Genomic DNA, 13,514 nt, shown 5'->3' with positions numbered 1-13,514 from the left:
ACCTTCACTCGGAAACCCCTCATGGACTACGCCCAGGCGCTCTGGCTCTACCTCATCCTGCTGTTCGGCATCATCGTGGTGCCGGGCATGGACATGTTCTTCGTGCTGGCCAATGCGCTGACGCGCGGCCGCCGCGCCGGGTTCAGCGCCGTTGGCGGCATCATGGTGGGCGGTGCGGTCCACACGATGTTCGGCGCACTGGCCGTCGGCGTGCTCACCCAGTTACCCACCATGCTGTTCCAGGTGATGATCCTCATCGGCGCCGCCTATATGGCCTGGATCGGCTATACATTGCTGCGCAGTTCCATCACCGTGGACAGTATCGGCAGTGCCACCACCCGCTCCGATTGGGTGGCCTTCCGCCAGGGCCTCGTCACCTGCCTGCTCAATCCCAAGGCCTATCTCTTTGTCCTCGCCGTCTTCCCGCAATTCATGCGGCCTGAATACGGCCCCATCTGGTCGCAGGCTTTGGTCATGGGGCTGATGACCGTCGCCATGCAGTTCCTCATCTATGGCGGGCTGGTGCTGGCCGCCGGCCGCGGGCGTGATGCGCTGGTGGGCCACCCCGACGTCACGATCTGGATCGGCCGCGGCGCCGGCGCGTTATTCGTCGCGGCAGCCCTGTTCACCGCCTGGCATGGATTGACCCAGCATGTCGGCCCTTGACCGAATCCCTATCGTTCCGCTTATGTTCCAGGCGACGAAGGACGCTTTGGCAAGCGATCGGGGACACGCTAAGGTGAGCGGACCGAGGAGCGGCCATGCGCCGAGGCCGCTTGCGAGACGGGCGATCCGCGCCTATCTGAAGGGCTTCCCTGCCCCGCAGCCGATACCGATTTTGCCGCCGCGCCGCCTTTGCGCGCAGAGAGCCATGGACTGAAATGATGACGCCAAGACCGAGCCAGAACCGTGAGATCATCGTGCGCGGCGCCCGCGAGCACAATCTCAAGGGCATCGACCTCAAGCTGCCGCGCGACAGCCTCATCGTGATGACCGGGCTTTCCGGCTCCGGCAAATCCTCGCTCGCCTTCGACACCATCTATGCCGAGGGCCAGCGCCGCTATGTGGAATCGCTGTCGGCCTATGCCCGCCAGTTCCTCGAAATGATGCAGAAGCCCGATGTGGAGCATATCGAGGGCCTGAGCCCGGCCATCTCCATCGAGCAGAAGACGACGTCGCGTAACCCGCGCTCTACGGTTGGCACCGTCACCGAGATCTACGATTATCTGCGCCTGCTCTATGCCCGCGTCGGCGTGCCCTATTCGCCGGCCACAGGCCTGCCCATCGAAAGCCAGACCGTCAGCCAGATGGTCGACAAGGTGCTCGAAATGCCCGAAGGCACCCGGCTTTTCCTGCTGGCGCCGATCGCCCGCGGCCGCAAGGGTGAATACAAGAAGGAACTGGCCGACCTGATGCGCAAGGGGTTCCAGCGCGTCAAGATCGATGGCGAGTATCACGAGATCGAGGATGCCCCGGCCCTCGACAAGAAGTTCAAGCACGATATCGAAGTGGTGGTGGACCGTGTCGTGGTCGGGCCCGACATTTCCGGCCGCCTGGCCGAGAGTTTCGAGACGGCGCTGAAGCTGGCCGACGGCATTGCCCTGGTCGAGCTGGCCGACGAGAAGAACGAGGATGGCACGCCGCGCCAGGTCACTTTCTCGGAAAAGTTCGCCTGCCCGGTTTCCGGCTTCACCATTGCCGAAATCGAGCCGCGCCTGTTCTCGTTCAACAACCCCTTCGGCGCCTGCCCGGTCTGCGATGGCCTGGGCACCGAGCAGAAGATCGACCCCGACCAGATCGTGCCCGATGCGACCCTGTCCATCCGCGACGGGGCCATCCTGCCCTGGTCCAAGACCTCGGCGCCCTATTACCTGCAGACCCTGCAGGCGGTGGTGAAGCATTATGGCGCCTCGACCGGCACGGCCTGGAACGAGCTGCCCTTCGATGTGCAGCACGCCGTGCTCTACGGCACCGACAAGACCAAGATCGACTTCGTCTATGACGATGGCCTGCGCCAGTACAAGACCTCGAAGGTCTTCGAAGGCGTCATCGGCAACCTTGAGCGCCGCTACAAGGAAACCGAAAGCGCCGGCATGCGCGAAGAGATCGAAAAATACATGTCAGCCAAACCCTGCGTGGCCTGTAGCGGCTATCGGCTCAAGCCGGAATCCCTCGCCGTCAAGATCGACGGGCTGCATGTCGGCCAGGTCACCGAAAAGTCGATCAAGGATTCGGTCGCCTGGTTCGAAGCGCTGCCCGCCAAGCTGACTCCCAACCAGCGGACCATCGGCGAACGCATTCTCAAGGAAATCAACGAGCGGCTGAATTTCCTCGTTGCGGTCGGCCTCGACTATCTCAGTATGTCGCGCAATTCGGGCACGTTGTCGGGCGGCGAGAGCCAGCGCATCCGGCTGGCCAGCCAGATCGGCTCCGGGCTGACCGGCGTGCTCTATGTGCTGGACGAGCCCTCGATTGGCCTGCATCAACGCGACAATGCCAAGCTGCTGGAAACCCTGCAGCGGCTGCGCGACATCGGCAACACGGTCATCGTGGTCGAACATGACGAAGACGCGATCATGACGGCCGATTATGTGGTCGATATCGGCCCCGGTGCCGGCGTGCATGGCGGCCATATCGTCGCCGAGGGCACGCCGCAGGACATTCTAAACCACCCTGACTCCCTCACCGGCAAATATCTCTCCGGCCGCATGGGCATTGCCATGCCGGCCGAGCGTCGCCAGGGCAGACAGGGCAAGGTGCTGAGCGTCAAGGGCGCCACCGGCAACAATCTCAAGAATGTCTCGGTCGATGTGCCGCTGGGCCTTTTCGTCGCCATTACCGGCGTGTCGGGCGGCGGCAAGTCGACCCTGATGATCGACACCATGTACCAGGCCATTGCTCGCCGCCTCAACGGCGCCCGCGTGGTCCCGGCGCCGCATGAAAGCCTGACCGGCCTCGAATTCCTCGACAAGGTCATCGATATCGACCAGTCGCCGATCGGCCGCACGCCGCGCTCAAACCCGGCTACCTATACCGGCGCCTTCACGCCCCTGCGCGAATGGTTTGCCGGCCTGCCCGAAGCCAAGACGCGCGGCTACGGCCCCGGCCGCTTCAGCTTCAACGTCAAGGGCGGGCGCTGCGAGAAGTGCGAGGGCGACGGCGTTCTCAAGATCGAGATGCACTTCCTGCCCGACGTCTACGTCACCTGCGATGTCTGCAAGGGCAAGCGCTACAACCGCGAGACGCTGGAAGTGCAGTTCAAGGGCAAGTCGATCTCCGACGTGCTCGACATGACCATTGATGAGGGCGTGGACTTCTTCTCCGCCGTCCCTGTCATCCGCGACAAGTTTGCCACGCTGCAACGCGTCGGCCTGGGCTATGTCAAAGTGGGCCAACCGGCCAACACCCTGTCGGGTGGCGAGGCGCAGCGCGTCAAGCTCTCCAAGGAGCTCAGCAAACGCGCCACCGGCCGCACGCTCTACATGCTGGATGAGCCGACCACGGGCCTGCATTTCCACGACGTGGCCAAGCTGCTCGACGTGCTGCATGAGCTGGTCGAGGGCGGCAATACGGTTATCGTCATCGAGCACAATCTCGAAGTCATCAAGACCGCCGACTGGGTCATCGACCTCGGTCCCGAGGGCGGCGATGGCGGCGGCGAGATCGTCGCCGTGGGGACGCCCGAAGACGTGGCCGCCAATGCCCGCTCCTATACCGGCCAGTTCCTCAAGGAAGTCATGGCCAGGCGCCCGCATTTCGCGACGCGGGCGGCGGAATAGGGCCAGATCGATTCACGCATCCGACGCGTCGATGCTAACAGTCCGTTAGCATTAGCGGGGGGTGGTGAAGGGGGTTTTGGTGTGGTACCCCCTCCTGTTCCTCCCCCTGATAGGGGGAGGAACAGATCGCGTTTGCGGCACCATCTTGCCCACCCACCAGCCGGATTCCTCCCCCTATCAGGGGGAGGCTAGGAGGGGGTATTCCCTCGAAAATGACAATCTCACGAAAACCGCCATGCACCTCGCGCATGCAGTGCTTGACGTTTACGGCATGGCGTCGGCCGACAAATCGTCCCATCTTGCAAGTGTCAGCACTCTGACCTGAAGGGAATACGCCGATGTTTGTGCGTGCCGTCTGGCGTCTGAAGCGCCTGATCGACATCAAGCAGACGTTGCGGGAAATGGACGTTCCCTCGACGCGTGATGCCGATCTACTGGGGCTTTCGGGCCCCGACTTTTCCAAGATGACTCGCGGCCTGTTCGACCGCTGAGCCGTTTGTGTCCGCAAAACCTGCCGCATGGCCGCCTCTCCACCACAGGGCGGCCATGACTTTGCCCGACGCATTAACCCCGCATGAACGGGTTTGGTTAAAGCCCTGCGCCAGACGCATGACCCATTTGACCAATCTCCCACTGCTCAACCGACGAGCCCTGCCCTAAATACAAGCTCGTAAACGAAAGGAGACTTCAAATGGACATTCGCAAGACTTTCAAAAAGTGGGCCGCTTACCAGCAGACCGTTCGTGAGCTCGCCGCTCTCGACAATCGTCAGCTCAACGATCTGGGCATTTCGCGTACCGACATCAATCGCATCGCCCGCGATCATGCCAGCGCCCTCTAATATTTGCTCAACTGAACTTTCAGCCTGCGCAAATCGAACAGCCGCCTCTCTCTGAGATGCGGCTGTTTTGCTTTCTGGATCAAAAGGCTAGTCTGGCGACGAGCTCGTCATAACTGACCATGACAGCCTTGCGGAAAGCCGGCCGTTCCTGCAAGCGCCGATACCAGTTCTCGACGCCGGGCATGGCCGGGCGGTCGATATCCATAGTGAACCAGCGATAGAGCGCTACGCCGGAAGCGATATCGGCATAGCTCAATCTATCCCCGGCCACATAGTCTCGTTCGGCCAGGTTCGCATCGAGAATGCGCAGGGCCGCAACCGTCTTCGCCAGCGCCGCCGCGATGGCCTTGTCGTCGCGCTGTTCCGGCGGCGTCCGCACCAGTAGCCAGAACACGGCAATCCAGGCCGGCTGGAACGTCGTCGCGGTCCAGTCGGTCCATTGATCCACCATGGCCCGCTCGCGCGGATCCACCGGCCAGAGCGTATTTTCGCCATAGCTGGCAGCGAGATAGCGCAAAGTTGCGTGGCTCTCCCACACGGTCAGTTCGCCGTCCTGCAGGGTCGGCACCAGCCCGTTGGGGTTCATCGCCCGATAGCTCGGCTCATCCAGCCCGCCATGCGACCCGCCGACCAGTTTATGGGTATAGGGCAGGCCCAGTTCCTCAAGCGCCCACAGCGTTTTCTGCACATTGGCAGAGTTGGCGCGCCCCCACAGCGTCAGATTTGGACTCAATCTTATCCTCCCGTTTCGCCGCGCATGCTAATCTGCGTGCTGGCAACCACAAGTGCCGGTTGCGCCCCCGAGCCCCGCTTGCTATCTGCCCGCCATGTCCAGTCAAGAACTTATTCACATCATTGGCGGCGGTCTCGCCGGCTCCGAGGCCGCATGGCAGGCTGCCGAGGCGGGCGCCACGGTGATCGTCCACGAAATGCGCGGCGTCAAAGAGACCGACGCGCATAGCACTGACAGTTTTGCCGAGCTGGTCTGCTCCAACAGCTTCCGCTCCGACGATCACGAGCAGAATGCCGTGGGCCTGCTGCATGAGGAAATGCGCCGCTGCAACTCACTGATCATGCGCGCGGCCGACCTGCACAAGCTGCCGGCGGGCGGCGCACTGGCGGTGGACCGGCACGGCTTTTCGGCCGAAGTCACCCGCGCCATCCACAATCACCCCAATATCACCGTGGTCCGCGAGGAAGTGGCCGGCTGGCCACCTGATGACTGGAGCAATGTCATCATCGCCAGCGGCCCGCTGACCTCCCCTGCCCTTGCCGATGCCATCCTGGCCAAGACCGGCGAGGATGCACTGGCCTTTTTCGACGCCATTGCCCCCATCGTCCACAAGGACAGCATCAACATGGATGTGGTGTGGGCCCAGTCGCGCTACGACAAGGCCGGGCCGGGCGGCACGGGGGCGGACTATCTCAACTGCCCGATGGACAAGGACCAGTATTTTGCCTTTGTCGAGGCGCTGAAGACCGCGCCTTTGCACGAATTCAAGGATTGGGAAAAGGTCCCCTATTTCGACGGCTGCCTGCCCATCGAAGTCATGGCCGAGCGCGGCGTCGAGACGCTGCGCCACGGGCCGATGAAGCCGGTTGGCCTGACCAATCCACGCAGTCCCACGGTCAAGTGCTACGCCATTGTCCAGCTCCGGCAGGATAATGCCCTGGGCACGCTGTGGAACATGGTCGGCTTCCAGACCAAGATGCGCTACGGCATTCAGGCTGAAATCTTCCGCATGATTCCCGGCCTGGAGAATGCGCAATTCGCCCGTCTTGGCGGCTTGCACCGCAACACATTCATCAACTCACCGAAAGTGTTACGGGACGATCTTAAACTAAAAAATGATACACGCATTCGCTTTGCCGGTCAGGTGACCGGCGTTGAGGGCTATGTGGAAAGTGCTGCTGTCGGCCTCATCACCGGCCGCCTCGCCGCTGCCGAGGCGCGGGGCGAGACACTGACGACGCCGCCCAGAACCACGGCGCTCGGGGCGCTGGTTGATCACATTACCGGCGGCCACATCGAGTCCGAAAGCTATAGCGGCGCCCGCAGCTTCCAGCCGATGAACGTCAATTTCGGCCTGTTCCCCGAAGTCAGCATCACGCGGCCCGAAGGCGTGGCGCGTTGGCGCGGGCCGGACAAGACCATCGCCAAGCGCCGGGCAATCACCTCCCGCGCGCTGGAGGATTTGAAGAGCTGGGCCTGAGCGAGGCCTGGGGCAAGGAACACCCGGAAACCTCATGGTGGGTTTGTCGAACCATGAGGGCTATCGAGAGTTCAGCGGTTGCGCCAGCTCCACCAGGCCAGCCGGGCGATCTTGCGCCAGTCGGGATCGTCGGCGGCCGGCGCGAAAATACCCGGCCGCTGGCCCAGCAGCGCAAGCTGCGCCTGGAGCACGGCAATGCTGGCAAAGGCCGGTTTGAGCCGGGCCGGCAGGGCGGCAATCGCCGTCTCGGCCTTGCCCAGATGCTCGGCCGCCAGGTCACCGATCTGCCCCAGCGCCTCTGACAGGCCTTCGCTTTCGGTGCCCGAGAAAATCTCGCCTTCCCGCACGCCATTGGCGGCGAAGATCGACCAGGGCAGCATGATGCGGCCCTGCGCCGAAACATGGCCGAAGGCCCTGATATGGCCGATCATGGCATGGGCAACGCCCAGATGGCCGGCAGCATCGCCGGTCTCGATGGTCTCGCCCTCATTGAGGATCATCGCGGCAAGCTGGTAGAGCGTCGACACCGTCTCGCCGGCATAGCCCTCGAACGTTTCGAGGTCGGGCATGGGATCGTCGTAGAGATCGAAGCGGCGGGCGCCGATCAACCGCAGCAGCGTACCAGCCGGAATAGTGTAGCGGCCGATGGTATCGAGCAAAGCATCGGCGACGGGGTTCTGGCGCACGGCGCCATGCCCTTCGCCCTCCAGCGCATCGCTCCACCATTGCAGCCGGATTTCGCCCGGCGCGGGATCGGACACGCGCTCGCGGATCGAGGCGACATCGGCATTGAAGGCATAGAGCGCGGTCACCGCATCGCGATGGGCGCCTGACAGAACCAGGGTGGAGAGATACCGGTCCCGGTCGTTCTGGCGCAGGGCCTCGGCGGCATGGGCAAAGCTGGCCTCGGCCATCAGCGCACCTTGTCGACGGCGATCAGGGCCGCGGCAACGGCGCGTTCCTCGGCCAGCAGCACATTATAGGTGCGGATAGCGCTGCCGGTATTCACCGCCTCGACGATGACTTTCCGCTCGCGCAGGGCCTCGCGCAGGTCGCGCGGAATAGCGGCTATGTCAGGCCCGACACCGATCAGCAGCACGTCAATATCGTCGGCCACGGCAAAGACCGGCGCCAGCGTTTCCGCCGTGATGTCGGCCACATCGGTGACATCCCAGGCAAACATGCCACTGGGCAGGCAGAGCAGCGAGCCGCGATGGGAGATTCCCGCGAAGCGGAAACCCCCATTGCCATAGGCATCGATGCCAACCTGCCCGGGATAGTGCCGCGCGTCGGTCACATGAACCTCCGGCTCTAGACGGAGGCCCCGTCAGCGGCCTTGGGCGTCGGCTTGTCCTCTTCGGTTTTCGACTTGAGGCCGAAATTGATGAGGATGGGGCCGTTGACGATGATCGACGAATACATGCCGACGAGACACCCGAAGGTCATGGCGATGGTGAAGCTGCGGATCACTTCGCCGCCGAACAGCACCAGCGGAATCAGGGCCAGGAACACGGTGAACTGCGTCAGCGACGTGCGCACGATGGTCTGGTTGATCGACAGGTCGATGAGTTCGGGCAGCGGCATCTTTCGATGTTTTCGGAGGTTTTCACGCACGCGGTCCGACACGACCACGGTTTCGTTCAAACTGAGGCCCACCAATGTCAGCACGGCCGCGATGGATGTCAGATTGAACTCCAGCCCGGTTATCGAGAACAGACCGATGGTCATGATCACGTCGTGGGTGGTGGTCGTCACAGCGGCCAGGGCGAATTGCCACTCGAAGCGGAACCAGATGTAGATCAGGATGGCAACGAGCGCGATGACCACCGCCATCGTGCCCTTCCACGCCAGTTCGCTGGACACGGTGCCGCTCACGGCCTCGGTGCTGCGCACGGTGTAGTTTTCGGTGGCGAGCGCATCGCGGACCTTGGTGACGGCAACCTGGTCGGCGTCCTGGCCGCCTTCCTGCGCTTGCACGCGCACCAGCACGTCTTCGGGCGTGCCGAAGCCCTGCACCTGCACTTCGCCCAGCTCGAGCCCATCGAGCAGTTCACGCACCTGGCCGACATCGGCCGGGCCGCCGTCATGCTGGATGACGATGGCGGTGCCGCCGACAAAGTCGATGCCCAGGTTGAAGCCCTTGAAATAGGCCGAACCGATCGAGAGCACGCTGGCGACGATCGAGAAGGCGATCACGTAGCGCGAAATCTTCATGAACGGGATCTTGGTGCCGTCCGGGATGAAGCGGAAATGCTGGATTTTCAGCACTTTCGGCCGGGTCGCGCGATACCAGGCATGCACCTGGTACGAGGTCACCGTGTAGGAGGTGAAGAGCGAGGTCAGGATGCCGAGCGCCAGCGTGACGGCAAAGCCCTGCACCGGGCCCGAACCCAGGAAATACAGCACGATGGCCGCGATCAGCTGGGTCAGGTGCGAGTCGATGATGGTGCCCCAGGCGCGCTCGAAGCCGGCCTGGATGGCCTGGATCGGCGATTTGCCCGATCGCTGTTCTTCACGCATGCGTTCGTAGATCAGCACGTTGGCGTCCACGGCCATGCCGATGGTCAGCACGATACCGGCAATGCCCGGCAGGGTCAGCGTTGCCCCCAGCATGGAGAGCGCGCCGAAGATCAGGATGATGTTGAGGATCAGCGAGACATTGGCGAACACGCCCCACAGGCCATAGGCAATGACCATGAAAGCGATGACGAGCACGCTGGCGACAACACCGGCCGTCAAGCCGTGCTGGATGGAATCGGCGCCCAGGCTGGCATCCACCGTGCGCTCCTCGACCACGTCGAGCGAGGCCGGCAAGGCGCCGGCGCGCAGCAGCACGGCCAGGTCATTGGCCGTGGCGGTGGTGAATGTACCGCTGATCTGGCCCGAGCCGCCGGTAATGGGCTGCTGGATGACCGGGGCGGTAATCACCGTATTGTCGAGCACGATGGCGAAGCGCTTGCCCACATTGGCGCCGGTGATCTGGCCGAAGGTGATGGCGCCACGCGTATCGAACTTGAAGCTGACCACCGGAATGTTGCGCTGCGAATCGTAGCTGGGCTGGGCATCGACCAGCGATTCACCGCCAAGCGCGACGTCTTCGTAGAGCAGTTCCGAGCCGCCGTCCTGGCTGGGCAGGACCATGGTGCCGGCCGGCAGGCCCTGGGCCTCGGCCTGGGCGGCAGTCATGCCCGGATAGACCATGTGGAAGGTCAGGCGCGCGGTGCGCGAAATGATGTCCTTGAGGCGCTGGCTGTCACCAAAGCCGGGCACCTGCACCAGCACACGGTTGGTGCCCTGGCGCTGGATCGATGGTTCGGTGGTGCCGAGTTCGTCGACGCGCTTGCGGATGACCTCGATAGACTGCGCCACCAGAGCCGACATGCGCTCGCTGACGCCTTCTTCGGTCAGGGTCACGGTCAGCTTGCCATCGGGCGTTTCGCCAAAGGCCAGCTCGTTCACGCCACCGACCGCGATCAGCGAATTGCTGATGGTATTCTGCAAAGCCGCAATGGCGGTGCGGGCGGTTTCCTTCTGTGTCGGATCGGTCAGTTCGACCGTCAGCGTCCTGGTGGCCTCGTCGGTGGCGATCAGGTTGCCGATGCCGTTGTCGTTGGCCAGGGTATTGCGGACGTCGCGGCGCAGCGATTGCAGGCGTTCCGAGACGATACCGCTTTCGTTGACCTGCAGCAGCAGGTGTGAACCGCCCTGCAGGTCGAGACCCAGAACCACTGTCTGCCGGGGCAGGAAGCCCGGCCAGGAATCGCGCACATTCTCCGGCAGGAAACTGGGGAGTGCGAACAGGATACCCAGCAGGGAAACGATAGCGATAATGACGGTACGAACGGGCGAAAACTGCATGAAAGACGTCCTGAAAGGAAAAACCGGCGCCCTTGGGCGCCGGTGATATTCTAGTGCTGCCGCTTAGGCAGGCTTGTTGTCGTTGACCGGTTCACCCTTGGAGCGAACATCGGCAACCATGCCGCGTACCAGCTTCACCTTGATGCCGGTCGCGATCTCGATCTCGAGGTCTTCGCCGTCAACAGCCTTGGTCACCTTGCCGATAATGCCGCCGGTGCTCACGACCGTATCGCCGCGCTTGATCGAGGCGAGCATGGCCTGCTGGGCCTTGAGGCGCTTCTGCTGCGGGCGGAAGATGAGGAACCAGAAGATCACCACCAGCAGCAGGATCGGCATCAGCTGGATGAGAATATCGTTGATTCCACCACCGGGCGCGGCACCGGCTGCCTGAGCATAAGCGGGCGTTACAAACATAAGGCGAGGCTCCTATCTTTTCTTTTTGGCTTGTGAAGGGGCGGCGCCAGAGACCCGCATCAACGTTACGACGCTGCTGGACGCATTTGGGGCTTGTTGCACTTGCGCCCCGGTCAAAATCGCGCGGACTATACATTTGCACCCCGGCGATTGCAAAGCCATTCCGGGGGCCGCAATTTGCCGCGCCGACCATGAGGAATAGCCGTCTTGAACAGCAAGGAATACCTGGCCGAAATCGCCGCTTCACTGAGTGAAATCGCCCGCTCTCTCAATGCCCTGGCGCCCGGCCGCAATGAAGGGCAACCGGCGCTGGGCGATGCCGACGCCTATCACTGGGATGGCGATGCCGGAGTGTTGATGGCCGTGCCCCGGGTCAGCCGGGTGCCGCTGGGCATGCTCAAGGGCATCGACTCCGTGCAGGATATCCTGCTGCGCAATACCGAACAGTTCGCCCGCGGCCATGGCGCCAACAATGCGCTGCTCTGGGGCGCGCGCGGCATGGGCAAGTCTTCGCTGGTCAAGGCCATCCACGGCGACATCAACCAGAGGCGCTCCGAGGGGTTCGAACGGCTGGTGCTGATCGAGATTGCGCGGGAGGACCTGGAAACGCTCCCTGCCCTGATGCGCCGCATCGCCGGGGAGGATGCGCGCTTCGTGGTCTTCTGCGACGATCTCAGCTTCGACAATGGCGAGACCAGCTACAAATCGCTCAAGACCATCCTCGATGGCGGGCTGGAGGGGCGGCCGGAAAACGTGTTGTTCTATGCCACATCCAACCGCCGCCACCTGATGCCGCGCGACATGATCGAGAATGAGCGCTCGACGGCGATCAATCCCGGCGAGGCGGTGGAGGAAAAGGTGTCGCTGTCCGACCGGTTCGGGCTGTGGCTGGGCTTTCACAATTGCGACCAGCCCACCTTCCTCACCATGGTCCGCGCCTATGCCGACCATTACGGGCTGGATATCGACGACGAAACGCTCCGCGCCCGCGCCATCGAGTGGTCGGCCACCCGCGGCGCCCGTTCGGGCCGGGTCGCGATCCAACTGGTGCGGACACTGGCGGGCGAACTGGGCAAGACGATCTAGCACCACAAACGAAAACCCCCGCTTTCGCGGGGGCCTTCGTTGATTTCGTAATTCGATCAGCTCGCCAGCAGCGGGACCGGATCGACGGGCGTGGCGCCCTTGCGCAGTTCGAAATGCAGTTGCGGCTTGGTCACCGAGCCGGTCATGCCGGCGGCGCCGATCGTGTCGCCGCGACCGACGGTGGCGCCCTTGGCGACGCTCATCGACTGCAGGTGGGCATAGGCCGAGACATAGCCATTGGGGTGGCGGATCAGGACAAGGTTGCCATAGCCTTCGACGCCGGAACCGACATAGATCACCGTGCCATTTTCGGCAGCCTTGACGGCAGAGCCTTCCGGCACTTCGATATTGATGCCGGTGCCCTTGGATGAGGCAAAATCGACCAGGACGCGGCCGCTGGCGGGCCAGCGGAACTTGTCGCTACCCGACATAACCGGCTCAGCGGCCGGCACGTTGGCCACCTGGGTCGGCTGGGCCGCCGGTGCAGCCTGCTGCGGCAAGGTGGATGCGGCCGGTGTGGTCGCGGCCTGGACGACGTTCGGCGTCGCCTGCGGCAGCGGCTGCTGCGCCGGAGCGGGCGTGGCTATCGGCGTGGTGCTGGCGACCTGGGTCGGCGCCTTGGTGGCAAGCAGGTCGGCGCGGCCAGGGATGATTACCTTCTGGCCGACGACGATCTTGTCGGGCGAGGACAGGTTGTTGGCCTGGACGAGGGCCTGGGTCGTCACCTCGTAGCGGCGGGCGATGGTATAAAGCGACTCGCCGCTGGCAATGGTGTGGGTGAAGGTGCCACCGGCACTTGGCAGAGACGGTGCAGGCGTGGTCGCCGCAAGAGATGGCACGGAGCTGTTGGTCGGCAAAGTGCCGAGAACGGCGGGCGACGGCATCGGAGCGGTCGAGGCGAAAGCGGACTGGGGTTGCATAGCGGATCCCTGAGAAGACGAATTACTCAGTACAGGAAGGTCTTGGGACTGGACGGATGGCAGAGCGCCGGCCGGCGTTACCGGCTGGCTGTAGCCTGCAACCGACTGGTTCCAGGCCGGCTGCACACCGGCATTGGTTGGGGCATTCCAGCCACCACCGACATTGGCGGGCGGCAGGAACCGGTTTTCGGCCACCATGGCCTGGGGCGACCCCAGGCTGGCCGGCATGGGCTGGCTGTAACTTGTGGCAGGAGCGTTCTGCGGCAGGGCGCCGGTTGTCGTCGGATCGCCAAACGATCGGCTACCGAGACTGGAACACCCGGACAGCGCAACAGCGGCGACCACAAGGCCCACCATTGCAACGGCACCTTTGGGCGCCCGACGGGATACGCGGATACTCATC

Annotated in this window: 12 protein-coding genes; 6 read left to right on the top strand and 6 right to left on the bottom strand. The window is 63.4% G+C overall.

Annotation, left to right across the window (positions count from 1 at the left end; all coding sequences use genetic code 11):
* Nucleotides 1-21: 21 nt before the first annotated feature.
* The 4 genes from FPZ08_RS04570 (at nucleotide 22) to FPZ08_RS04560 (ending at nucleotide 4,620) form a co-directional block, all read left to right on the top strand.
* On the top strand, nucleotides 22-666 hold the full coding sequence (locus FPZ08_RS04570) for a LysE family translocator (protein ID WP_146288885.1): 645 nt from the start codon (nucleotides 22-24) through the stop codon (nucleotides 664-666).
* A gap of 218 nt (nucleotides 667-884) precedes the next feature.
* Nucleotides 885-3,779 (top strand): excinuclease ABC subunit UvrA, encoded by a 2,895-nt coding sequence (gene uvrA, locus FPZ08_RS04565; protein ID WP_210246858.1) that lies wholly within the window; start codon nucleotides 885-887, stop codon nucleotides 3,777-3,779.
* Nucleotides 3,780-4,117: 338 nt separating this feature from the next.
* Nucleotides 4,118-4,270: a hypothetical protein gene (locus FPZ08_RS21840; protein ID WP_186767207.1), complete on the top strand. Its 153-nt coding sequence runs from the start codon at nucleotides 4,118-4,120 to the stop codon at nucleotides 4,268-4,270.
* Between the two features lie 200 nt (nucleotides 4,271-4,470).
* Entirely contained in the window at nucleotides 4,471-4,620 is a 150-nt protein-coding gene (locus FPZ08_RS04560) for a DUF1127 domain-containing protein (RefSeq protein ID WP_082530928.1), read from the top strand.
* A 79-nt stretch (nucleotides 4,621-4,699) separates the two neighbouring features.
* Here the strand turns inward: FPZ08_RS04560 and FPZ08_RS04555 are convergent, their stop codons facing one another.
* On the bottom strand, nucleotides 4,700-5,353 hold the full coding sequence (locus FPZ08_RS04555; RefSeq protein WP_246132803.1) for a glutathione S-transferase family protein: 654 nt from the start codon (nucleotides 5,351-5,353) through the stop codon (nucleotides 4,700-4,702).
* A 94-nt stretch (nucleotides 5,354-5,447) separates the two neighbouring features.
* Between FPZ08_RS04555 and trmFO the strand changes: the two genes are divergently transcribed.
* Nucleotides 5,448-6,833, top strand: a complete 1,386-nt coding sequence (trmFO, locus tag FPZ08_RS04550) for a methylenetetrahydrofolate--tRNA-(uracil(54)-C(5))-methyltransferase (FADH(2)-oxidizing) TrmFO (protein ID WP_146288882.1) — start codon at nucleotides 5,448-5,450, stop codon at nucleotides 6,831-6,833.
* 71 nt (nucleotides 6,834-6,904) lie between these two features.
* On the opposite strand, the gene FPZ08_RS04545 is transcribed toward trmFO, so the two are convergent.
* From FPZ08_RS04545 to yajC, 4 genes are all read right to left on the bottom strand, one after another.
* On the bottom strand, nucleotides 6,905-7,747 hold the full coding sequence (locus FPZ08_RS04545) for a phytoene/squalene synthase family protein (RefSeq protein ID WP_146288881.1): 843 nt from the start codon (nucleotides 7,745-7,747) through the stop codon (nucleotides 6,905-6,907).
* Entirely contained in the window at nucleotides 7,747-8,130 is a 384-nt protein-coding gene (locus FPZ08_RS04540; RefSeq protein WP_146288880.1) for an Mth938-like domain-containing protein, read from the bottom strand. The genes FPZ08_RS04545 and FPZ08_RS04540 overlap by 1 nt, the downstream gene beginning before the upstream one ends.
* Nucleotides 8,131-8,144: 14 nt before the next feature.
* Nucleotides 8,145-10,691: a protein translocase subunit SecD gene (secD, locus tag FPZ08_RS04535; RefSeq protein WP_146288879.1), complete on the bottom strand. Its 2,547-nt coding sequence runs from the start codon at nucleotides 10,689-10,691 to the stop codon at nucleotides 8,145-8,147.
* 63 nt (nucleotides 10,692-10,754) lie between these two features.
* Complete coding sequence (yajC, locus tag FPZ08_RS04530; protein ID WP_146288878.1) at nucleotides 10,755-11,105, bottom strand: preprotein translocase subunit YajC; 351 nt, start codon at nucleotides 11,103-11,105, stop codon at nucleotides 10,755-10,757.
* Between the two features lie 207 nt (nucleotides 11,106-11,312).
* Between yajC and FPZ08_RS04525 the strand changes: the two genes are divergently transcribed.
* Complete coding sequence (locus FPZ08_RS04525) at nucleotides 11,313-12,191, top strand: ATP-binding protein (protein WP_146288877.1); 879 nt, start codon at nucleotides 11,313-11,315, stop codon at nucleotides 12,189-12,191.
* A 56-nt stretch (nucleotides 12,192-12,247) separates the two neighbouring features.
* Here the strand turns inward: FPZ08_RS04525 and FPZ08_RS04520 are convergent, their stop codons facing one another.
* Nucleotides 12,248-13,513: a peptidoglycan DD-metalloendopeptidase family protein gene (locus FPZ08_RS04520; protein WP_146288876.1), complete on the bottom strand. Its 1,266-nt coding sequence runs from the start codon at nucleotides 13,511-13,513 to the stop codon at nucleotides 12,248-12,250.
* Nucleotide 13,514: the final 1 nt, after the last annotated feature.

It is taken from the genome of Devosia ginsengisoli (assembly GCF_007859655.1).
Classification (GTDB): domain Bacteria; phylum Pseudomonadota; class Alphaproteobacteria; order Rhizobiales; family Devosiaceae; genus Devosia; species Devosia ginsengisoli.
The sequence above is the reverse complement of the archived record's forward strand: the minus strand, read 5'-3'. Positions and strand labels throughout refer to the sequence as shown.

Excerpts from the sequence above, each read along its gene's own strand:
- uvrA (WP_210246858.1), top strand. The coding sequence starts at position 885 with ATGACGCCAAGACCGAGCCAGAACCGTGAGATCATCGTGCGCGGCGCC.
- yajC (WP_146288878.1), bottom strand. The coding sequence starts at position 11,105 with ATGTTTGTAACGCCCGCTTATGCTCAGGCAGCCGGTGCCGCGCCCGGT.
- FPZ08_RS21840 (WP_186767207.1), top strand. The coding sequence starts at position 4,118 with ATGTTTGTGCGTGCCGTCTGGCGTCTGAAGCGCCTGATCGACATCAAG.
- FPZ08_RS04545 (WP_146288881.1), bottom strand. The coding sequence starts at position 7,747 with ATGGCCGAGGCCAGCTTTGCCCATGCCGCCGAGGCCCTGCGCCAGAAC.
- FPZ08_RS04520 (WP_146288876.1), bottom strand. The coding sequence starts at position 13,513 with ATGAGTATCCGCGTATCCCGTCGGGCGCCCAAAGGTGCCGTTGCAATG.
- trmFO (WP_146288882.1), top strand. The coding sequence starts at position 5,448 with ATGTCCAGTCAAGAACTTATTCACATCATTGGCGGCGGTCTCGCCGGC.
- secD (WP_146288879.1), bottom strand. The coding sequence starts at position 10,691 with ATGCAGTTTTCGCCCGTTCGTACCGTCATTATCGCTATCGTTTCCCTG.
- FPZ08_RS04560 (WP_082530928.1), top strand. The coding sequence starts at position 4,471 with ATGGACATTCGCAAGACTTTCAAAAAGTGGGCCGCTTACCAGCAGACC.
- FPZ08_RS04570 (WP_146288885.1), top strand. The coding sequence starts at position 22 with ATGGACTACGCCCAGGCGCTCTGGCTCTACCTCATCCTGCTGTTCGGC.